Genomic DNA, 22,309 nt, shown 5'->3' with positions numbered 1-22,309 from the left:
CCGTTACATTTTGGAAAACGCATTGCCCAGTGCAAACACTGAATTTGGCACATTCATCCGAATCGGCTTCACCACCGGCATGCTGGAGATAGCCCGCTTGAGCGTCGGCTTGTCCTCAATCTGCAAACCTTTGGCCAACTGCTCGTCGACCAACTTTTGCAGCGTCACGGACTCCAGAAACTCCACCATGTGGACATTGAGCGAAGCCCACAGATCGTGCGTCATGCAGCGGGCGCCCTCGCCCAAGCAGTTTTCCTTGCCACCACACTGGGTGGCGTCAATCGGCTCGTCGACCGAGAGAATGATGTCGGCGACCGTAATTTCAGCGGGGCTGCGCGCCAAGGTATAGCCGCCGCCGGGACCCCGGGTAGATTCAACCAACTCATGCCGACGCAACTTGCCAAACAACTGCTCCAGATAGGATAGGGAGATCTGCTGACGCTGGCTGATGGCAGCCAAAGTCACCGGGCCGTTACTCTGGCGCAGACCCAGATCAATCATCGCGGTGACCGCAAACCGGCCTTTGGTGGTGAGACGCATCGCTTACTCCTTCAGTCGTATTAAGTTGACTATCGCAGTCGAGTATAGCAAGAAACCCAGCAATTTGCTCGGGTAACTAGACTGATCAGTCACATTTACGAATTCTTACCACCAGACGAAATAACCAGCAGATTATCACTGCCGGAGGCACCAAAGGCCTGCGCCTTCAGGATGCCCAATTGATCCCGCACCCGGGCTGCTTTTTCGAACTCCAGATTGCGCGCGTGCTCCATCATCAGCTTCTCCAGCCGCTTGATTTCACGCGAAATATCTTTCTCGCTCATATCCTCCACCTGCGCCCGTTGCATGGCATCACGCTCCAGCTTTTCGGCCTCTTTGCCCGCTTTTTCGCTGTACACCCCGTCAATCAAATCTTTGACCTCCTTGACGATGGAACGCGGTGTGATGCCATAGGCCAGGTTGTGCGCCACCTGGGCCGCGCGGCGGCGTTCGGTCTCGCCCATTGCCTTCTTCATCGACTCGGTGATCTTGTCCGCGTACAAAATGGCCCGCCCATGCAGGTTCCGCGCCGCCCGGCCGATGGTTTGAATCAGCGAGCGCTCGGAGCGCAAAAAGCCTTCCTTGTCGGCGTCCAGAATCGCCACCAGCGAGACCTCGGGAATGTCCAGGCCCTCGCGCAAGAGATTGATGCCGACCAGCACATCAAAGGTGCCCAGCCGCAGGTCGCGCAAAATTTCGACCCGCTCCACCGTGTCCACGTCGCTGTGCAGGTAGCGCACTTTGACGCCGTTGTCGCTCAAATAATCGGTCAGCTGTTCGGCCATGCGCTTGGTCAGCGTGGTGATCAGCACCCGCTCATGCTTTTCAACCCGGATGCGGATTTCTTGCAGCACATCGTCCACCTGATTGGTGGCGGGGCGCACCTCGACTTCAGGGTCGACCAGCCCGGTGGGGCGGACCAGTTGTTCCACCACCTGGCCGGAATGGTCTTTTTCCCACTGCCCGGGCGTGGCCGACACAAAAACGGCCTGCCGCATCTTGGTTTCGAACTCTTCAAACTTGAGCGGCCGGTTGTCGAGCGCACTGGGCAGGCGAAAACCATATTCGACCAGCGTCGTCTTGCGCGAACGGTCGCCGTTGTACATGCCGCCAAACTGGCCGATCAGCACATGGCTTTCGTCCAGAAACATCATGGCGTCCTTGGGCAGGTAGTCGGTCAAGGTGGCAGGCGGCGAGCCGGGGGCGGCGCCGCTGAGGTGGCGCGTGTAGTTCTCGATGCCCTTGCAATGCCCGACTTCATTCAACATTTCGAGATCGAAGCGGGTGCGCTGTTCCAGCCGCTGGGCCTCCACCAGCTTGCCCTGGCTGACGAATTCCTTCACCCGGTCCGACAGCTCGACCTTGATGGTTTCCACGGCAGCCAGCACCTGTTCACGCGGCGTGACGTAATGGCTGCTCGGGTACACGGTAAAGCGCGGAATCTTCTGGCGGATGCGCCCGGTCAGCGGGTCAAACAGCTGCAGCGACTCAATCTCGTCGTCAAACAGCTCGATACGGATCGCCATCTCGCTGTGCTCAGCCGGAAACACATCAATGGTGTCGCCGCGCACGCGAAACTTGCCGCGCGAAAAATCGGCGTCATTGCGCTGGTACTGCATGCGTACCAGTTGGGCGATCAGGTCGCGCTGGCCAATTTTGTCGCCAGCGCGCAGGGTCATCACCATCTGGTGGTAGGCCTCGGGCTGGCCGATACCGTAAATGGCCGAGACCGTGGCCACGATCACGACGTCACGCCGCTCCAGCACGCTTTTGGTACAGCTCAAGCGCATCTGCTCGATGTGCTCGTTGATGGCCGAGTCTTTTTCGATGAATAAATCACGCTGCGGCACATAGGCCTCGGGCTGGTAATAGTCGTAATAGCTGACGAAGTACTCCACCGCGTTCTTCGGGAAAAACTCGCGAAACTCGCTGTACAGCTGGGCGGCAAGCGTCTTGTTGGGTGCAAAGACGATGGCCGGACGCCCCAAACGGGCAATCACGTTGGCCATGGTGAAGGTCTTGCCCGAGCCGGTGACGCCCAGCAGGGTCTGGAACACCTCCCCGTCCTTCACCCCCTCAACCAGCTTGTTGATGGCCTCCGGCTGGTCGCCGGCCGGCGGATAGGGCTGGTACAACTCAAACGGCGAATCAGGAAAACGCACAAAGGTGCCGGTGCGAACCGGGGTGACGTCGTCAGGAGTGGCAAGAGCAATCGGGGTGGGTGCGGGCATAACGAGGCGATTCAAAGTGCTGGCCAAAGGTCAAAATTAAAGATCATGCGCTCCATTTGCACCCGCATCCCGACAGGGCGTGCGCGGGCGGCTGGAGCGGCCGGTAAAATACTTGGCAACATAGTGGTTGACCGCTATTTTCGTTTTTTCTCAGACTTCTCTTCACAGGACTCTTACATGTCACTCTTTTCCGCTGTCGAAATGGCCCCCCGCGACCCGATTCTGGGTTTAAACGAGCAATTCAATGCTGACACCAATCCCGCCAAAGTGAATCTGGGCGTGGGCGTGTATTTCGACGACAACGGCAAGCTGCCATTGCTGCAATGCGTGCAAGCGGCCGAAAAAGCCATGATGGAAAAGCCCACGCCGCGCGGCTACCTGCCCATTGACGGCATTGCCGCCTATGACGCCGCCGTCAAGTCACTGGTATTTGGTGCTGACAGCGACGTTGTCAAGAGCGGCCGCGTGGCCACTGTGCAAGGCATTGGCGGTACCGGCGGCCTGAAAATCGGCGCCGACTTCCTGAAGAAACTCAACCCCAATGCCAAGGTGCTGATCAGCGACCCGAGCTGGGAAAACCACCGCGCCCTGTTCACCAACGCCGGTTTCACGGTTGAGTCCTACCGCTATTACGACGCCGCCCAGCGCGGCGTTGACTTTGACGGCATGCTGGCCGACCTGAATGCCGCCGTTCCCGGCACCATCATCTTGCTGCACGCCTGCTGCCATAACCCCACCGGTTATGACATCACCGCCGCCCAGTGGGACCAAGTGATTGCCGCCGTCAAGACCAAGAATCTGGTGCCATTCCTGGACATGGCCTACCAGGGCTTTGGCTATGGCATCACCGAAGACGGCGCCGTTATCGGTAAATTCGTCGCCGCCGGTCTGGACTTTTTCGTCTCCACCTCGTTCAGCAAGAGCTTCAGCCTGTACGGCGAGCGCGTCGGCGCCCTGAGCGTGGTGTGCGTGAGCAAGGAAGAAGCGGACCGCGTGTTGAGCCAGCTCAAAATCGCGATCCGCACCAACTACTCCAACCCACCGATCCACGGTGGCGCGATTGTGGCCGCCGTGCTGGGCAACCCCGAACTGCGCGCGCTGTGGGAAAAAGAACTGGGCGAGATGCGCGTGCGCATCAAGGCCATGCGCCAGAAGCTGGTGGACGGTCTGAAAGCCGCCGGTGTCAAGCAAGACATGAGCTTCATCACCACCCAAATCGGCATGTTCAGCTACTCCGGCCTGACCAAGGACCAGATGGTGCGTCTGCGCAGCGAGTTTGGCGTTTACGGCACCGACACGGGCCGCATGTGTGTGGCAGCCCTGAACAGCAAGAACATCGACTACGTCTGCGCGTCGATTGCCAAGGTCGTCTGATTTCACTTGATCCGTTGGGGTCCGTGCTGGCGCGTTTTATGTAGCTGCAGCCGGCTCCCCTAATTTATATTAAATAGCTGCCTAGCCCCCGTCCAACGGGCGAAGGCAGCTATTTTTTTAATAGCAACCCGGAGCGCATCGGCATGAAGTCACTCAACATCATCGGTTGCGGGCGCGTGGGCCAGACGCTGGCGCGGCTGTGGCATGACAGCAGCTGCTACCGCGTGCAGGATGTACTGACGCGCTCGGAAGGGTCAGCGGCTGACGCAATTCGTTTTATCGGTGCCGGTCGCGCGGTCAGCCAGATCGTAGACATGCGCGCCGCCGATGTCTGGATGCTGGCAGTGCCGGACCGACAGATCGTGGAAGTCGCCGCCCATTTAGCCCCAATTTGGGGAACGAGGCCGGCGGCCATCGCCTTTCATTGCAGCGGCGCGTTGGCGTCGAGCGAACTAGCGGCCTTGACGACCTTGGGCTGGCAGGTCGCCAGCGCCCATTGCCTGTTGAGCTTTGCCAACCCGGCCAGCGCGCGGCAACAATTCGCCGGCACGCCTTGCGCGTTGGAAGGGGTTCCCGCCGCGTTGAGCGAACTTGAACCGTCGTTCACCACCATTGGGGCGCACTGCTTCGCGTTGGCCGCCGAACACAAGTTGCTGTACCACGCAGGGGCGGTGTTCGCGACCAACTTTACCCCGGTATTGCAAGCGCTGGCCAACCAGTTATGGACGGCGACTGGCGTGCCGCCGGAGGTCGCCGCCCACCTCAACGCCACCCTGCTGAAAAACGTGGTGGACAACATCGTGATCCTGGGCCCCGCTGGCGCGCTGACCGGCCCCGCCGCCCGCGGCGATCTGGCGCTGGTGCAACGGCAGGGCGAAGCTGTGAGCGCATGGAACGCCACAGCAGGCGAAGCCTATGTGGCCTTGAGCCAGTTGGCGGCCAAGCTGGCGGCCCGTTGATTGCAGAGCGGCATTTCAAGCCAACTCAATTTACTATTTTTTCAATAGCTGCTCACGCATACAGCGCGGGGGCTAGAGGCTGAAATGGCTTAAAAATAGCCCGCAATCATCGTCAACCGAACTTTGCAGCGCTCAGCCCCACAGCACCGAGCGCATCGAGATCGACGCCGCCTGAAAGCTGGTGTTGAAAAACTGCGGCGGCTCGTTGGCGTCCACGGCCCCGGCGGTATAAAGCAGGGGCAAAAAATGTTCATGCGTCGGATGCGACTGCCTGGCGATCGCCCCGAGGCTCTGAAAATCCTGCACCGCGGCGTGATTGCCCTGCTGTAAATAGTCCGCCATGGTTTGGTCAAACTCCAGCGCCCAGTCGTACGCCTGATGTGGCGCCGCGTTCATCTGCATGGTGCGCAGGTTATGGACGATATTGCCACTGCCCACAATCAGCACCCCCTGATCGCGCAAGCCCTTGAGTTGCAGGCCCAGCGCGTAATGTTCCGCTGGGGGGCGGCTGTAGTCCATGCTGAGCTGAATCACCGGAATGTCGGCTTGCGGAAACATCGGTTTCAACACGGACCAAGCCCCATGGTCCAGGCCCCATTCCTGCAAATCCAGTGACACCGGTTGGGCACTGTCCGGCTGCTGGAGGCCCATGCTGATTTCCTGCGCTGCTGCAGGAAAACCCGGCGCCGGGTATTGCTGATCAAACAGCGCTTGCGGGAAGCCCCCAAAATCGTGAATCGTTTTGGGCTGGGCCATGGCGGTCAGCCACCCGCCGCTGGTCAGCCAGTGCGCCGAAACACACACAATGAGTTGTGGCTTGGGCCACTTGACACCAAATTCAGTGCCCAAGGCCTGCCAGCTGCGGCGGTACTCGTTGTCTTCAATCGCGTTCATGGGACTCCCATGACCCAGAAAAATGACGGGCATTCTGGCCGTTTTTCTCAATGATTTGAGTGAATCAAAGGCGGTACTATTTGAAATATTGTGCATCCAGGCTCCCAAATTGCTGAAATCAATGCTTTGTCTGCAATTTTCCGTGATTTATGGTAATTTATTATTTATTGCGTTCAGGCGTTTCACGACTTTGCTATAGGCAACGCCTGACCTCAAGCTTGCACAGCGTCGACAGGCGGTAGACAGTATTGGTGTATTAACCTCAACGCAAAGCCGGTTATAACTGTTATATTGCACTGCAACATTTCCTGAAAGTGAATTCATCGTGCTCTACCAACTCTACGAAACCCAACGGTCCCTGATGGAGCCCTTCACTGACATGGCGCAGTCTGCGGCCAAGGTCTATGGCAACCCACTGTCGATACTGGGGCAAAACCCGTTTGCACAGCGCATCTCTGCCGGCTACGACCTGATGCACCGGCTGGGCAAAGATTACGAAAAACCAGAGTTTGGCCTGCGCACCATTGATGTGGATGGCGTCAATATTGCCATCCATGAGCGCATTGAACTTGACAAGCCATTTTGCGAACTGCGCCGTTTCAAACGCTTCAGCGATGATCCTGCGACGCTGGGAAAGCTCAAGGGGCAACCGGCTGTTTTGATCGTGGCGCCACTGTCGGGTCACTATGCAACGCTGCTGCGTGACACCGTCAAGACCATGTTGAAGGACCACAAGGTCTACATCACGGACTGGAAAAACGCGCGCCTGATTCCCATGTCTGAAGGTGAATTCCACCTGGATGACTACGTGAACTATGTGCAGGAGTTCATCCGTCACCTGCAAGGCATTTACGGCAATTGCCACGTGGTCAGCGTCTGCCAGCCCACGGTGCCGGTGCTCGCTGCCGTCTCCCTGATGGCCAGCCGCGGTGAACTGACACCGTTGACCATGACCATGATGGGCGGCCCGATTGATGCCCGCAAATCACCGACCGCCGTGAACAACCTGGCGATGAACAAGCCGTTTGAATGGTTTGAAAACAACGTCATTTACCGCGTGCCGACCAACTTCCCTGGTGCGGGACGTCGTGTTTACCCCGGCTTTTTGCAACATTCTGGCTTTGTCGCCATGAACCCCAGCAACCACGCCAAGAGCCATTACGAATACTTCAAAGACCTGATCAAAGGCGACGATGTCAGCACCGATGCGCACCGTAAGTTCTATGACGAGTACAACGCTGTGCTCGACATGGACGCCAACTATTACCTGGAAACCATCAAGATCGTGTTTCAGGAGTTCAGCCTGGTCAACGGGACATGGGATGTCAGAGGCGTTGACGGCAAAATGGAACGCGTCCGCCCCCAGGACATCACGACGACAGCCCTCTTCTCCGTGGAAGGTGAGCTGGACGACATCTCTGGCTCTGGCCAGACCGAGGCCGTCCACAGCATCTGCAGTGGCGTCGTCCAGTCGGAGCAAAAACACCTGGAAGTGGAAGGTGCCGGACATTACGGCATCTTTGCGGGTCGCCGCTGGCGTGACGTGGTTTATCCCGAGGTGAAAGCATTCATCCTGCACCACCAGCCAGCGGCAAAATCAGCCAAGGCGTCAGTCACTGAGGTACAAGCTGTTGCAGCCCCCGTGGCGCAACGGATGCCTGCCGTGCAAGCGGTCAAAGCGCCGATCGTGGCGAAAAAGGCAACTACCGCCCCGATCAAGCCGACGACCCCAGCGGCAGTGGCCAAGACGCCAGAAAAAGCGACTAAACCAGTTGCCGCAGCGGTGAAACAAGCCCCGGAAGCCGTTAAAGCGGTTGCAACCCAGGTTGTCAGCAAGAAGTAATGACTTCACTGGCCGCCAGTATCCTTGCGGCGCTCCCCCAGACGCAGTGCACCCGCTGCGGTTACACGGACTGCGCAGCCTATGCGCAAGCCCTTGCACTGGGTACGGCGGGCATTAACCAGTGTCCGCCCGGTGGCGCGCAAGGGATTGAATGGCTGGCAGACATCACCGGACAGGCACCTGTTCCGTTGAACCCGGCCCATGGCACAGAGGGCCCGCGCACGGTGGCGTTCATTGACGAAGCTTGGTGCATTGGCTGCACCTTGTGCGTGAAGGCATGCCCGACCGACGCCATCATCGGCAGCAACAAACTGATGCATACCGTGATCGAAGCCTACTGCACGGGCTGCGAGTTATGCCTGCCGGTTTGCCCAGTAGATTGCATTGAACTGGAGAACGTGACAGGCAGCGCCACCGGCTGGGCTGCCTGGTCGCGTCCGCAGGCCAATCTGGCCCAGACTCGCTACGAATTTCATAGCTACCGAAGCAAACGCGACAAGGATGAGAATGACAAAAGACTGGAAGAAAAAGCGGTGCTGAAGCTGTCAGACCTGTCCAGTCACTCTCTGCACACCGACCCCGTTATTCTGGACAAAAAAAGAGCCGTGATTGAGGCCGCTTTAGCGCGTGCCCGCGCCAAGCGGAGCCCAGGGCCAAGCCCTGAACAGAGCACCACCCGCGTTAGCTGAACACCAGGTCTTTGTAAACGCCACAGCCGACGAACACATCGTCCAACTCCTGCACAAAAGACATTTTGGTTTGCACCAGTCCGGTCGTCGGATTGGTAATGTCGTATTCCACCCAGCCGGGCTCCGAACTGGCCTGCGTGACGATGGAATACAGCAAGCCGTTTCCATCGATACCCGCAATATCCTGCACCCGCGTTCCTACTTTGGACGGGTTGCCGCCAAACGCCAGGTAAGCACCGTTGCGATCTAGCGCAAAGATATACATGTCGCGGTCAAAAAAGGACTTGTCAACCTGGGTTAAATCTCGCAAAAAGGCTTCGCGCGAGGCACATTGGCGGCGATAGCCAACGGCACGTTCCACCAGCGCCATGGCTTCCTCCGCTGTACCCTGCAGCAACTTGAAAGCGGCAACAGCTTCGGCGAGCGTGGACGCACGCACTTCCAGGGAATTGGCCTGGCTAACCGTCCGCTCCACGACCGCGGCATTTTGCTGGGTAATTTCATCCAGTTGCCGCACGGCCGAGGTGATTTCGGTCAAGCTGGAGCTTTGCTCGGCGCTCGACGCCGAGATTTGCGACATATTGGCCGCCACGCCCCGGATGCCGTCAACAATTTGGTTGATATTGGCGCCCGCCTTGCGGATCTGCGCAACGCCGGTAGCCACCTGCGCCGACGAGGCCCCAATCAACTGACGAATTTCTTTGGCCGAAGCGGCAGAGCGCTGCGCCAGTGAACGCACCTCGCTGGCCACCACCGCAAATCCGCGGCCGGACTCGCCGGCACGGGCCGCTTCGACCGCTGCATTGAGCGCCAGAATATTGGTCTGAAACGCCAGGCCGTCAATCACGCCGACAATTTCGTCCATCCGCTTGGTGCTGGCCTGAATCGCCTCCACCGAGCCAATGGCCTCGGCCATGGCCTGCGCCCCGTTTTCAGCCACGTCACGCACACCGCTCGCCATCGTGTCGGACTGTTGCGCCGCATGGGCGTTGTTTTGTACCGTAGAAGACAACTCCTCCACGCTGGCGGCAGTTTGCTCCAGGTTGGCCGCCTGTTGCTCCGTGCGCTCGGACAAAGCCCGATTGCCCAGCGCCAGGCTGCTACCGGCGTGGGACACCAGTGCGGAATTGCTACGGACGCTGGCCACCATGGCGGAGAAGTTATTCACCATCGTGTCCATGACATCGGCCATCTCAGCCAACTCATCTTTGCCGCGAATGTGAACCCGCATGCGCAGGTTGCCACTGGCCGTCTCTTGCATGAAATTCAACACCTGGCGCAAGTCGGTCATGAAGCTAAGATGAAAAGACAGCATGAAATAAAGCATGATCAGCACGCACAAACCGCTCCCCAGGGCCGTCAGCCAAAACATGCGCAGGGTTGTATCAAGCCGGGCCTGCAGCAGCTGGCTGCCATTGGCCACCGCCGAATGCTGGTAGGCCGTCACGGCCTCAATGGTTTGGGTGCCGGCCGTAAAGAAAGCCTGCGCTTCGCCGGTGGCGGCACCGGGTAAAAATCGGTCGCGCGAACTGGTGGAAAATGCCTTGCTAGCCTGCACAGCCTTGTCGGCCAGAGGGTCGGCCACGCCGTAATCTTTCATCAGGGCCAGCGAATACTGGATCTCACGAACCAATAAGTCCAGCGCATCAAACTGGGCACCCACCCGGACAGCTCCAGCGTCATCCATCGTCGGTTTACTCAAGAGGCCCGCGCCTTGGCCCCGCAATTTACCCAACTGCTCGGTCCAGGGGATGGTGCGAGACACCACCATGTCGATCAGCAGATAGGATGCCGGATCGGGGTCAAATAGGAGACTGGATTGCTTGGCCAAACCATAAATGAAATGGCCCAAGTCCTCGATCAATTGGGTGTGCAGGGCGAAGCTGGCAGGAGCGGTTTTACCGTCCAGCGCGGACACCAGCCCATCGATGCGTGAGCGCAAACCGGACCACTCCTGTTGGTTCATCTCCGTCTTGACGGCAGTGAGTTTGCGGTCGAGCACATCACGCGCCTGACGCAATGTTTCCCGCGTACGGTCCCGCCCAGCCTGCGCTGCGGTATTACCCGAGAGCACCATATTGGTCTGGCCCCGGTGACTTTGCAGCTGGCGAATCAGTTCATCCGCGTCGCCGACCAGACTGATACCTTCCAGCTCCGCGCGTGTCACGCTAATCTCTTGAGTTTGCGTCTTTATCAGTTGGGCAAGTACCAGCAGCATGGGCAACAGCAGGACCAACGCCAACAAAGTAAGTTTGGTGGAAAAATGCATCTTGCGCATGATCCACATTCCAGCGAAAAAAAACTTGCGGTATTTCATGAACAGCGTTCTCCGGCTTTAATTTAACCCGGCGCCATTAGACACCTCTTTTCACTGCAAAAAGCCCAGGATTACCCCAGACTTACGGCACTAGTAAACAGTCAGTGCGCGAACGACCTCTGGCGGTGCTTGCACCAGCTCAATCAGCACGCCTTCGCCCGCGATGGGGAACTCTTCATTTGCCTTGGGATGCAGAAAACAGATGTCATAACCGGCTGCGCCCTTGCGGATGCCACCCGGGGCAAAACGCACGCCCTTGGCCGTCAACCACGCCACGGCGAGCGGCAGATCGTCGATCCACAGGCCGACGTGATTGAGGGGCGTGGTGTGCACCGCTGGCTTTTTGTCGATGTCCACCGGCTGCATCAGGTCGACCTCCACCTTGAATGGGCCGCTGCCCATGGCGCAGATGTCTTCATCCACGTTTTCACGCTCGCTGCGAAAGGTGCCGGTCACTTCCAGCCCCAGCATCTCGACCCAGAGCTTTTGCAGGCGGGTTTTATCGGTGCCGCCGATGGCGATTTGCTGGATGCCCAGCACTTTGAAGGGGCGTTGTATCGTTACAGGTGAAGTCATGCGCAGGTCTCCTCGGGTTCGCATTGGGGGGTAAATAAGGGGCCTCGCCTGGAGCGAGGCCCCGGTCATCAAACGAACTCGACGATCACCTGGTCAACGGCCATGGACTCGCCCTTGCGCGCGACAATTGACTTGACCACACCGTCGGCGGCGGCAAACAGCACATTTTCCATTTTCATGGCTTCAATCACCGCGACGCGTTCACCGGCCTGCACTTTTTGGCCGGGTTCGACCGCGACTTCCACCAGCAGCCCGGGCATGGGTGACAGCACAAAGCGGCTCATGTCCGGCGGCGCCTTGTAAGGCATCAGTTCGTACAGTGCAGCGGCCCGTGTGGAAAGCACCAGCGTGTCAATCTGCGTCCCGTTGTGGGAGACCCGGATGGCCAGCGGATTCTTGCTCGCCAGACCGCCACGCTCAACCTGCGCCGTAAACGGCTCACCATTGAAAGTGCCGCTGATGCGCACTTCGCCCAAGCGGTAATTGCTACATATTTTGTAGCTGCTTGCGCCCACGGTGACAAGGCTGGAGCCCGTTTTCTTCTCAAAATCGGTCACAGTGACCGGGGTTGGCGTCGTCTGGCCTTTTTGGCCCAGGGTCACCACCACAAACTCCTCACCCACTTCAACTTCATGGCCCTCCATCTGGCCGCTGATATGGGTGGCGCGGTTGCGGTACTTGCGGTTGACAAAGGCGGCCAGTGCGATCAGCAGGTCGGCATCGTCATGCGGCACGTCTTCGGCCCGGAAACCCTGAGAATAATTCTCGGCAATGAAGCCGGTGTTGAAATCACCCGCCACAAAGCGCGGGTGTGCCAGCAACGCGGCCTGAAACGGGATATTGCTGCTGATGCCGCGGATCACAAAGCCATTGAGCGCTTCACGCATCTTGGCGATGGCATCCAGCCGGTCTTTGCCGTGCACGATCAGCTTGGCAATCATCGAGTCGTAAAACATCGGAATCTCGCCACCGTCCTGCACCCCGGTATCGACCCGAACGCCCTGCCACTGACTGGTGTCGGCTGCGAACATGGTCTCTGTTGGTGGCTGGAAGCGCACCAGGCGGCCGGTGGACGGCAAGAAGTTGCGAAACGGGTCTTCGGCATTGATACGGCACTCGATGGCCCAACCCTCGCGCTTGACCTCGGCCTGCGTCAACGGCAGTTTCTCGCCGGCAGCCACGCGAATCATCAACTCCACCAGATCGAGGCCGGTGATGCACTCGGTCACGGGATGCTCCACCTGCAGACGGGTATTCATCTCCAGGAAGTAAAAGCTCTGGTCCTTGCCGACCACGAACTCGACCGTGCCCGCGCTTTGGTAGTTCACGGCCTTGGCCAACTGCACCGCCTGCTCGCCCATGGCTTTGCGGGTGGCTTCACTGATGAAGGGTGACGGCGCTTCTTCGATCACCTTTTGGTGACGACGCTGAATCGAGCACTCACGCTCATTCAGGTAAATCACATTGCCAAAACTGTCGCCCACCAGCTGGATTTCGATGTGGCGTGGTTCTTCGACGAATTTTTCGATGAACACACGGTCATCACCGAAGCTGTTGCGAGCCTCATTGCGGCAACTGGTGAAGCCTTCAAAAGCCTCTTTGTCGTTGAAGGCGACGCGCAGCCCTTTGCCGCCGCCGCCGGCGCTGGCCTTGATCATGACCGGATAGCCAATGCTCTGGGCAATTTCTACCGCACGCTCCGGCGTTTCAATCGCATCATTGACGCCCGGGATGCAGTTCACACCGGCCGCACCGGCCAATTTTTTCGATTCAATCTTGTCGCCCATGGCGGCAATGGAATGGTGCTTGGGGCCGATGAAGACAATGCCCTCTTCTTCCACGCGCTTGGCAAAGCCGGCGTTCTCGCTCAAAAAGCCATAGCCGGGGTGCACCGCCTGCGCGCCAGTTTGTTTGCAGGCGGCGATGATTTTGTCGGCCAGCAAATAACTTTCCCGGCTCGGCGCCGGGCCAATGTTGACGGCCTCATCGGCCATCATCACATGGCGGGCGTCCCGATCGGCGTCGGAATACACCGCCACGGTTTTAATGCCCATTTTTTGGGCCGTCTTGATCACCCGGCAGGCGATCTCGCCGCGGTTAGCAATCAGTATTTTGGTAAACATGAGGTACTCCAGATTTGTCATGCCGGATTTGTGCCGGCATCCATGAATTGCGGGTCCAGCCCGCAACGACAGGGTTTGTTTTTTTACAGCGGGATGTTGCCGTGTTTGCGCCACGGGTTTTCAAGCTTCTTGTCGCGCAGCATCACCAGCGAGCGGCAGATGCGCTTGCGGGTTTCGTGCGGCAGGATGACGTCGTCAATGAAGCCACGCGCGCCAGCCACAAACGGGTTGGCAAAACGGGCTTTGTACTCGGCTTCTCTGGCCGCCAGCTTGACCGGGTCGCCCTTGTCTTCGCGGAAGATGATTTCCACCGCGCCCTTGGCGCCCATCACGGCGATTTCGGCATTCGGCCAGGCAAAGTTGACGTCACCGCGCAGGTGCTTGGAAGACATCACGTCGTACGCGCCGCCGTAGGCTTTGCGCGTGATGATGGTGATCTTGGGCACGGTGCATTCGGCATAGGCGTACAGCAGCTTGGCGCCGTGCTTGATGATGCCGCCGTACTCCTGGGCGGTACCCGGCATGAAGCCGGGCACATCGACAAAGGTAATCACCGGGATGTTGAACGCGTCGCAAAAGCGCACAAAGCGGGCGGCTTTGATTGAGCTCTTGATGTCCAGGCAACCGGCCAACACCAGCGGCTGATTCGCCACGATGCCGACGGTCTGGCCTTCCATGCGGCCAAAACCAATCAGGATGTTCTTGGCGTACTCGGGTTGCAGCTCAAAGAAATCACCATCATCCACCGTCTTGACAATGAGCTCTTTCATGTCGTACGGCTTGTTGGCGTTGTCCGGCACCAGGGTGTCCAGACTCATGTCCATGCGATCGGCCGGATCACCGCTGCGGCGCACGGGCGCTTTTTCGCGGTTGTTGAGCGGCAGGTAGTTGTAGAGACGGCGCAACATCAGCAGCGCTTCGACATCGTTCTCAAACGCCAGATCGCACACACCGCTCTTGGTGGAGTGCGTGATGGCGCCACCCAACTCTTCGGCCGTGACTTCCTCATGCGTCACGGTCTTCACCACTTCAGGGCCGGTAACGAACATGTAGGAGCTGTCTTTCACCATGAAGATGAAGTCGGTCATGGCCGGGCTGTACACCGCGCCGCCGGCTGAGGGTCCCATGATCATGCTGATCTGCGGCACCACGCCACTGGCCATCACGTTACGCTGGAACACATCGGCATAGCCGCCCAAGGAGGCTACACCTTCCTGAATCCGCGCGCCACCGGAGTCGTTCAAACCGATCACGGGGGCGCCAACCTTCATGGCCTGGTCCATCACCTTGCAGATTTTCTCGGCATGGGCTTCTGACAAAGCGCCGCCGAATACGGTGAAATCCTGGCTGAATACAAACACCAAACGGCCATTGATCATGCCGTAGCCGGTGACCACACCGTCGCCGGGAATCTTGTTCGCTTCCATGCCGAAGTCGACGCAACGGTGTTCGACGAACATGTCCCACTCTTCAAACGTACCCTCATCGAGCAGCAGTTCTAGACGCTCACGGGCGGTAAGTTTGCCCTTTTTGTGCTGCGCATCGATGCGTTTTTGGCCACCACCCAAGCGCGCAAGTTCGCGCTTGGCTTCAAGTTGTTCAAGTATGTCGTGCATGGTTTTCTCTCTTTACGAAGTCCTGATCGTCTCTAACATTAAAAAGCTATTATTTTTATAGCTACTTACGCCCTATTCATATGGGCTAGAAGCATATTTCGTGCTGCAGTAGAGGCCGCCATTCGGCCCTGAAGAACCTCCTGGGTGAGCTGCGGTAGCAGCTGTTGCACCTGCGGATGCTGACGAAACGCCTGCTTCAAACCGGTATCAATCCGCTCCCACATCCAGGCCAGCGACTGTTGCTGGCGGCGAGCCGCCAACTTGCCGTTGGCGGTTTGCAGCGTTTTAAATTCATTGACGGCCGCCCAAAATTTATCGACGCCCTGCCCGTTCAGAGCGCTGAGCAGCAATGCTTTGGGATGCCAGTTTTTTTCATCGTGGCTGCCGAACATGCCGAGCAACTGCATGGCGGCCGTGATTTGCAACTGCGCCCGCTGCGCCGCAAGCGCATCAATATCGGCCTTGTTGATGACCACCAGATCGGCCAACTCCATCACGCCTTTTTTAATGGCCTGCAGATCGTCACCGGCATTGGGCAATTGCATCAGCACAAACATGTCGGTCATGTTGGCCACCGCGGTTTCGCTTTGGCCCACGCCGACCGTCTCAACGATCACGATGTCATAGCCTGCGGCCTCACAGACCAGCATGGCTTCCCGCGTTTTCTCGGCCACACCACCCAAGGTGCCGCTGCTGGGACTGGGACGGATGTAGGCGTTCTCGTGTATCGAAAGCTTTTCCATCCGCGTCTTGTCGCCCAGGATCGAGCCGCCCGACACGGTGGAAGACGGGTCGATGGTGAGCACCGCCACGCGGTGGCCCTGGTCGATCAGGTACAAGCCCAGCACTTCAATGAAGGTGGATTTGCCGACACCCGGCACACCGCTGATGCCCAACCGGAAAGCTTTTCCGGTATGCCGCAGCAAGGCGGTCAAGAGTTCATCCGCCTGCACCCGGTGATCCGCACGGGTGGACTCCAGCAGGGTTATGGCCTTGGCGATGGCACGGCGCTGGGCACTGCCACTTGTAGTCACGATCGCAGCAACGGAAATCGGGGCCAAAGCCCCTTTTCGCTCTGCCGTGGTGGTCTGCGTTGGCATCATGGTCATGAATTGAGAGCTGACCCCAATCGCTTACTTGGCCAGTGCCTTCTTGATTTGCTCCAGCACGTCTTTCGCACTGGCGGGAATCGGCGTTCCGGGGCCATAAATGCCTTTGACCCCTGCCTCGTACAACATGTCGTAGTCCTGCCGTGGAATCACGCCCCCCACGAACACGATGATGTCGTCAGCGCCCTGCTTTCTCAGCTCGGCAATGATGGCGGGCACCAGGGTTTTGTGACCAGCAGCCAGGGTGGAGACGCCCACCGCATGGACGTCGTTTTCAATGGCCTGGCGGGCACATTCTTCGGGGGTCTGGAACAGCGGCCCCATATCGACGTCAAACCCGAGGTCGGCAAAGGCGGTGGCGACTACTTTGGCGCCACGGTCATGGCCATCCTGCCCGAGCTTGGAAATCATCACCCGGGGGCGACGACCCTCGACTTCGGCAAAAGCATTGATTTCGGCTTTGAGGGCATCCCAGCCTTCCGCGGAGTCATAAGCTGCTGCATACACGCCAGTCACCTTTTGGGTATCGGCGCGATGGCGCCCGTAAACAGTTTCCATGGCATCGCTCACCTCACCCACGGTGGCGCGCAGACGCATGGCTTTGATCGTCAGATCCAGTAAGTTGCCAGTGCTGGTCTCTGCTGCAAAAGTAATATCAGCCAACGCAGCATTGACGAGGGTTACATCGCGATTTTTCTTGATATTATTCAAACGGGCAATCTGTGCATCACGCACCGCCACGTTGTCAATGTCGCGAGTTTCAATCGCATCTTCGGTCTTGAGCTTGTATTTATTGACACCGACGATCACGTCTTTGCCACTGTCAATACGGGCCTGCTTCTCAGCGGCCGCCGCTTCAATCTTCAGCTTGGCCCAGCCACTGTCCACGGCTTTGGTCATGCCGCCCATGGCTTCGACTTCTTCAATGATCTTCCAGGCTGCATCGGCCATGTCTTGCGTCAGCTTTTCCATCATGTAGGACCCCGCCCACGGGTCGATCACATTGGTGATGTGGGTTTCTTCCTGGATGATGAGCTGGGTGTTGCGGGCAATGCGCGAACTGAACTCGGTCGGCAGCGCAATGGCTTCGTCAAAACTGTTGGTATGCAACGACTGGGTGCCGCCGAACACCGCCGCCATGGCTTCAATCGTGGTGCGCACCACGTTGTTGTACGGATCTTGCTCGGTCAACGACCAGCCAGAAGTCTGGCAATGGGTGCGCAACATCAGGGACTTGGGGTTCTTCGCGTCAAAACTCTTCATGATGCGGCACCACAGCAGGCGCGCCGCCCGCATCTTGGCCACTTCCAGGTAGAAGTTCATGCCGATGGCCCAGAAAAAGCTGAGGCGTCCGGCAAATTGATCCACATCCATGCCCTTGGCGATGGCGGTCTTGACATATTCCTTGCCGTCAGCCAGCGTGAAGGCCAGCTCCAGCGCCTGGTTGGCGCCCGCTTCCTGCATGTGGTAGCCGCTGATGGAAATCGAGTTGAACTTCGGCATATTTTGGGCCGTGTACTCGATGATGTCGCCGATGATGCGCATGCTGGGTGCAGGCGGGTAAATGTAGGTGTTGCGCACCATGAACTCTTTCAGAATGTCGTTCTGAATCGTTCCGGAGAGCTTGTCCTGGCTCACGCCCTGTTCTTCAGCGGCAATCACATAGCCGGCCAACACCGGCAGCACGGCACCGTTCATGGTCATGGAGACGCTGACTTTATCCAACGGAATTTCGTTGAACAAGATCTTCATGTCTTCCACCGAGTCAATGGCCACGCCGGCTTTGCCAACGTCGCCCGTCACACGCGGATGATCACTGTCGTAGCCGCGGTGCGTGGCCAAGTCAAACGCCACACTGACGCCCTGCCCGCCGGCCGCCAAGGCCTTGCGGTAAAACGCGTTGGATTCTTCAGCGGTAGAGAAGCCGGCATATTGACGAATCGTCCACGGCCGCACCGCGTACATGGTGGCCTGCGGACCACGCAAATAGGGCTCAAAACCAGGCAAAGTGTTGGCGTAAGGCAGGTTTTCGGTATCGGCCGCTGTATACAGCGGCTTGACCGTGATGCCGTCAGGCGTTTGCCAGTTGAGCGCATCCACATTGCCGCCCGGTGCGGACTTGGCGGCGGCCTTGGCCCATGCATCAAGGCTGGATGTCTGAAACTCTGGATTATTTTGGGTCATGACGGCTACCGTTCGTGATGGATTAACGAAATATTTTGTCACCGAACTGCCCCGGACAGGTCTAGTCCCGAGCTTTTATCAATGAAGCAACGTAGTTTACTTTATTTATAATTATTGATTCAAAATATTATTTCTTGCTTACAATCCGCGACATGGTTGCCCTCTCTTTATCTCCCCGTGCGCTCTATGAAGAGGTTGCAGAGCTGCTGCGTCAGCGAATTTTCAATCGGGAACTGGAACCCGGCAGCTGGATTGACGAACTGAAAATTGCCGAAGCGTACGGCATCAGCCGAACACCCCTGCGGGAAGCACTTAAAGTGCTGGCGACCGAGGGCCTGGTCACCATGAAGGTGCGGCGTGGCGCCTATGTGACCGAGGTGTCCGAGCGCGACCTGAGCGACGTCTACCACCTGCTCAGCCTTCTGGAGGCGGACGCAGCAGGCGTGGTGGCCGCGACGGCCACCGAATCGCAAATCGGTGAGTTGCAGACGCTGCACACTGAATTGGAAACCGCTGCCCAGCCTGGCAAGCAGGATCGGGAGCGGTTTTTCGAGATCAATGAACGCTTTCACATGCGGCTGCTGGAAATTGCCAACAATCGCTGGCGCGACCAGATGGTGGCCGACCTGCGCAAGGTCATGAAGCTGAACCGCCACAACTCGCTACTGAAATCGGGCCGTATAGAGGAATCATTGAACGAACATCAGGCTTTGATGGCGGCCATTTCGGCACGCGATACGCCGCTTGCGATGCAACGGATGCAGGAGCACTTCAGGAACGGGCTGGAAGCAGCCAACTGAGGCAGGCTGTTGAACTCCACCTGAAGGCATCAGTGTTGGCGCCGATTGAATTTTGACCAGGGGCTAAAGCTGACTTATTGAACGTCAACTCTGGATAACTATAGCTCTTTGCTGGTTTCGTTGATTCCTTTTGAATTGGCTGCTGGCGTGAATTCATCATCAATGGGCTGACTGTACAGGCATTGCTCGAAACAGCTTCCCATTGATTTCCCTGCATCAGAACTACTCAGTCTCAGCCGTCGATTCTGAACCCTGGCGAGCTTCTGCCTTTCTGGATTGCTCCCTGGAGTTGATGCGCCCCTTGACTTCATTGGAGCTGCGTCGGAAGTGGCAAGACTCATTTCCGGTCTCCAGGAGTGCATTGATCAAATCCACCGTCGAGTAGAACCGCACGCGTTTGCTCTGGTGAGTCAGGCTTGAGATACACAAGGCTGTGGCCAAATGCGTCTTGCCGGTAGCCACGATGATTCCAGACCTGTATGCCAGCAAGACTCGGCTGCGGACGTTACAACGTCGAGTCAAGACATGGCGAACTGAGCGTGCTAAAGAAATGCTCTTGGACAGCCTGCCCAAATCTGATGAAGAAACGATTTGACTGCAGGCGGGAACTGGCTCCGTTGGCGAGCCTTAGCCTATGAAAAGGGAAAATCAAAAGAAAAACGTAAGCACGCGGTGAACCCATATTGACTGCGCATTGCAGTCCTGCTTTACCGAGCTAGCTTTGTGGTTGCCAGCGGTGCGGCAGCAGTTCATGAATCTGGCTTGCCCGTTGCGTTGGCAGCCGTGTCAGAACATCCTTGAGATAGGCGTACGGGTCATGCCCGTTGAGTTTGGCGCTTTGGATCAGACTCATCACGGCGGCGGCACGCTTGCCCGCCCGCAGAGATCCGGCAAACAACCAGTTGTTGCGTCCGATGGCGATCGGTCGAATCTGGTTCTCGATGTGGTTGTTGTCAATGGGCAGTTGCCCGTCACCGACGAAACGCGTGAGCGCACCCCAACGCCGCAGGCTGTAATCCAGCGCTTTGGCCGTAGCAGAGCCATCCGTAATCTTCTGGCGGTTGAGCGCCATCCACTGGTGCAAGGCATCAATCAGCGGTTTTGATCGTTCCTGCCGTATTCGTCGTCGCTCGTCGGGGATGAACTCTTTGACTTCCCGCTCGATGTCGTAGATCCTGCCGATCTGCTCCAGTGCACTTTGGGCGATCTGGCTTTTGTTGCTGACGTGCAGGTCAAAGAATTTGCGCCGGGCGTGGGCCAGACAGCCCACCTCGGTGACACCTTGGGTCATCAGTTGCTTGTAGCCACTGAAGTCGTCACAGACCAGGCTGCCTCGCCATTCTCCCAAGAAGGCTTTGGCGTTCTCCCCGGCACGTGACTCGCAGAAGTCATAGACCACGGCCTTGGTGTCCTCAAAGGCACCGGCAGCATAGGCCCACAGGTAGGCCCGGTGCGTCTTGCCACTGCCCGGCCTGAGCATCTGTACCGGGGTTTCATCTGCGTGCACCACGCTGTGCGTGAGGATGTCGTCCTTCAGGGCGTCCACCAGCGCTTGCAACTGTACGCCGCAGCTTCCCACCCAAGTGCCCAGTGTGGAGCGGGGAATGGCCAATCCGGCACGGCCGAAGATGGCCTCCTGCCGGTACAGCGGCAAGTGGTCGGCAAACTTGGCTACCAGTACCTGGACCAGCAGGCCGGTGGTGGGAATTCCTTTGTCGATGACATGCGCATCAACCGGGGCCTGGATCAAGGTTTCGCACTTGGCGCATGCCCATTTGCCACGGATGTGGCGCTCCACGCTGAAGACGCCAGGGACGTAATCCAGCTTCTCGGCCACGTCCTCGCCGATGCGTTTCATCTGGCAGCCGCAGGTGCAGGTGGTGGAATCGGGTTCGTGGCGGATTTCAATTCGGGGCAGGTTCGCTGGCAGCGGCTGGCGCTTGGCTTGTTCCTTGACTCGCGCAGGCTTGTCGTGCGAGGTGAGCTGCTCGATCTCGTCGTTGACGGCCTGCAGGTCCTCATCCAGTGTTTCATCCAGCAGGCTTCTTTGCTCGGCGCTGAAGCGCTCGGATTGGGCGGCGAACTTCAGGCGCTTGAGGATGGCGTTCTCATGCGTGAGCTTGTCAATGGTGACCTGTTTGAAGGTGAGCGTCTGGCGCAGGGACTGCACCATCTCACGCAGTTCTTCTGCGTTCAGATGGGAGAGCGTCTCAGTGCCAGCCAGATGCCAAAACCGTCATGCACCAGCACCTTGATGCGGTTGCCCCGCTTGTTGGCAAAGAGGTAGGCCGTGTGGGGATGGGCTGCGCCGAAGACGGATACGACCCGAGCCAATGCGGTGTCGGTTCCGGCGCGCATGTCCATGGGAGTAACAGCCAGCCACACCGCATCGATGCGGATCATTTGAGAATCGCCGTGGCCCACTGCGCAAACTCGGCAACTGCGCTAACGGGCCATGTGACGATCATCGAAAGCGCACCCTTGCGAAGCTCTACCTTGAGCTCGGGGAGCCTGGGCTCATGCATCACGGCGGGCAGCTTCAATGGGATGAACGCAGGGGACTGTGACGTTGCGACCGGAGCACCAGACGGAGCCGGTCCGATAAGCTGGTGACAGCCGCTGCGCTCATGTTCCTTGAGCCAGCGGTGCAGCACGTTGGCGTTCATCGCATGGCTACTGGCCAATCCCGCAATGGAAACTCCTGGCTGTTGGCAGGCCGCCACCAGTTCGGCTTTGAACTCGCGCGTATAGGTTCGGTGCGTACGGCGAGTTGAATAGGTCGCAATGTCTGATTCTTTGAGCATGGTGTGCACGATTGGTTACGTGCACACGATCTTGCGATATGTGAGAAATCAGTTCAATGTGAGTTCACCGCGTGCTTACAGAAAAACGTCAACCAACTATCGAGTAACATTTCTTCGTGAGGTAACAGGCAAGATCAGAATGGTGGTTCTCCAGACGAAAAAAAACGCCCAGTCGTTAGACTGGGCGTTTCCGGTTTAATAGCCTGACGATGACCTACTTTCACACGGGAATCCGCACTATCATCGGCGC

The 22,309-nt window shown here is 58.1% G+C and carries 18 protein-coding genes and 1 pseudogene; 5 read left to right on the top strand and 14 right to left on the bottom strand.

Translation table 11 applies throughout. The features are described from left to right. Positions 1-3: 3 nt before the first annotated feature. Both HHJ17_RS02725 and uvrB read right to left on the bottom strand, forming a co-directional pair. A complete protein-coding gene (locus HHJ17_RS02725) occupies positions 4-540 on the bottom strand; it encodes a Fe-S cluster assembly transcription factor (RefSeq protein WP_296503215.1) in 537 nt (178 codons plus the stop codon). Between the two features lie 95 nt (positions 541-635). Then, a complete protein-coding gene (gene uvrB / locus HHJ17_RS02720; protein WP_296503213.1) occupies positions 636-2,771 on the bottom strand; it encodes an excinuclease ABC subunit UvrB in 2,136 nt (711 codons plus the stop codon). A gap of 177 nt (positions 2,772-2,948) precedes the next feature. Here uvrB and HHJ17_RS02715 point away from each other — a divergent pair, with 177 nt between their 5' ends. Then, complete coding sequence (locus tag HHJ17_RS02715) at positions 2,949-4,145, top strand: amino acid aminotransferase (RefSeq protein ID WP_296503210.1); 1,197 nt, start codon at positions 2,949-2,951, stop codon at positions 4,143-4,145. 143 nt (positions 4,146-4,288) lie between these two features. Continuing rightward, a complete protein-coding gene (locus HHJ17_RS02710) occupies positions 4,289-5,104 on the top strand; it encodes a Rossmann-like and DUF2520 domain-containing protein (protein WP_296503206.1) in 816 nt (271 codons plus the stop codon). A gap of 132 nt (positions 5,105-5,236) precedes the next feature. Here HHJ17_RS02710 and ygiD read toward each other — a convergent pair whose 3' ends face one another. Then, entirely contained in the window at positions 5,237-6,094 is an 858-nt protein-coding gene (gene ygiD / locus HHJ17_RS02705) for a 4,5-DOPA dioxygenase extradiol (RefSeq protein WP_296503203.1), read from the bottom strand. A 229-nt stretch (positions 6,095-6,323) separates the two neighbouring features. Here ygiD and phaZ point away from each other — a divergent pair, with 229 nt between their 5' ends. Together phaZ and rsxB are read left to right on the top strand one after the other, a co-directional pair. Then, positions 6,324-7,841 carry a polyhydroxyalkanoate depolymerase gene (gene phaZ / locus HHJ17_RS02700; RefSeq protein ID WP_296503201.1) on the top strand — a complete coding sequence of 506 codons (1,518 nt, stop codon included), beginning with the start codon at positions 6,324-6,326 and terminating at the stop codon, positions 7,839-7,841. Continuing rightward, a complete protein-coding gene (rsxB, locus tag HHJ17_RS02695) occupies positions 7,841-8,530 on the top strand; it encodes an electron transport complex subunit RsxB (RefSeq protein ID WP_296503199.1) in 690 nt (229 codons plus the stop codon). The genes phaZ and rsxB overlap by 1 nt, the downstream gene beginning before the upstream one ends. On the opposite strand, the gene HHJ17_RS18765 is transcribed toward rsxB, so the two are convergent. From HHJ17_RS18765 to scpA, 6 genes are all read right to left on the bottom strand, one after another. Next, a complete protein-coding gene (locus HHJ17_RS18765; RefSeq protein ID WP_366557517.1) occupies positions 8,523-10,847 on the bottom strand; it encodes a methyl-accepting chemotaxis protein in 2,325 nt (774 codons plus the stop codon). The two genes, rsxB and HHJ17_RS18765, sit on opposite strands and share 8 nt — an antisense overlap. 90 nt (positions 10,848-10,937) lie before the next feature. After that, the gene (locus HHJ17_RS02685) at positions 10,938-11,423 is read right to left on the bottom strand and encodes a VOC family protein (protein ID WP_296503195.1); all 486 of its coding nucleotides are present in this window, start codon (positions 11,421-11,423) and stop codon (positions 10,938-10,940) included. Between the two features lie 68 nt (positions 11,424-11,491). Then, complete coding sequence (locus tag HHJ17_RS02680; protein WP_296503193.1) at positions 11,492-13,546, bottom strand: acetyl/propionyl/methylcrotonyl-CoA carboxylase subunit alpha; 2,055 nt, start codon at positions 13,544-13,546, stop codon at positions 11,492-11,494. Positions 13,547-13,629: 83 nt separating this feature from the next. Next, entirely contained in the window at positions 13,630-15,162 is a 1,533-nt protein-coding gene (locus HHJ17_RS02675; RefSeq protein ID WP_296503191.1) for an acyl-CoA carboxylase subunit beta, read from the bottom strand. 65 nt (positions 15,163-15,227) lie between these two features. Beyond that, positions 15,228-16,271 (bottom strand): methylmalonyl Co-A mutase-associated GTPase MeaB, encoded by a 1,044-nt coding sequence (meaB, locus tag HHJ17_RS02670; protein ID WP_296503189.1) that lies wholly within the window; start codon positions 16,269-16,271, stop codon positions 15,228-15,230. Between the two features lie 24 nt (positions 16,272-16,295). Continuing rightward, positions 16,296-18,455 (bottom strand): methylmalonyl-CoA mutase, encoded by a 2,160-nt coding sequence (scpA, locus tag HHJ17_RS02665; protein ID WP_296503186.1) that lies wholly within the window; start codon positions 18,453-18,455, stop codon positions 16,296-16,298. Between the two features lie 152 nt (positions 18,456-18,607). Between scpA and HHJ17_RS02660 the strand changes: the two genes are divergently transcribed. Continuing rightward, positions 18,608-19,255 carry a GntR family transcriptional regulator gene (locus HHJ17_RS02660; protein ID WP_296503183.1) on the top strand — a complete coding sequence of 216 codons (648 nt, stop codon included), beginning with the start codon at positions 18,608-18,610 and terminating at the stop codon, positions 19,253-19,255. A 98-nt stretch (positions 19,256-19,353) separates the two neighbouring features. Here HHJ17_RS02660 and HHJ17_RS02655 read toward each other — a convergent pair whose 3' ends face one another. The 5 genes and pseudogenes from HHJ17_RS02655 to HHJ17_RS02635 form a co-directional block, all read right to left on the bottom strand. After that, entirely contained in the window at positions 19,354-19,596 is a 243-nt protein-coding gene (locus HHJ17_RS02655; RefSeq protein WP_296503246.1) for a hypothetical protein, read from the bottom strand. A 13-nt stretch (positions 19,597-19,609) separates the two neighbouring features. Beyond that, positions 19,610-19,711: pseudogene (locus HHJ17_RS02650) on the bottom strand (ATP-binding protein); the annotation flags it as partial. A gap of 259 nt (positions 19,712-19,970) precedes the next feature. Next, complete coding sequence (locus HHJ17_RS02645; protein ID WP_296504910.1) at positions 19,971-21,428, bottom strand: IS66 family transposase; 1,458 nt, start codon at positions 21,426-21,428, stop codon at positions 19,971-19,973. A 20-nt stretch (positions 21,429-21,448) separates the two neighbouring features. Then, a complete protein-coding gene (gene tnpB, locus HHJ17_RS02640) occupies positions 21,449-21,658 on the bottom strand; it encodes an IS66 family insertion sequence element accessory protein TnpB (protein WP_296504908.1) in 210 nt (69 codons plus the stop codon). Then, positions 21,655-22,059, bottom strand: coding sequence for a transposase (locus HHJ17_RS02635; protein WP_296504907.1), 405 nt, complete (start codon positions 22,057-22,059; stop codon positions 21,655-21,657). Before HHJ17_RS02635 ends, tnpB begins: the two co-directional genes overlap by 4 nt. Positions 22,060-22,309 lie beyond the last annotated feature (250 nt).

The sequence above is a fragment of the Rhodoferax sp. genome (assembly GCF_012927445.1).
GTDB lineage: Bacteria > Pseudomonadota > Gammaproteobacteria > Burkholderiales > Burkholderiaceae_C > Rhodoferax.
Note: the sequence above shows the minus strand (reverse complement) of the source record. Positions and strands in the feature narration are given on the sequence as shown.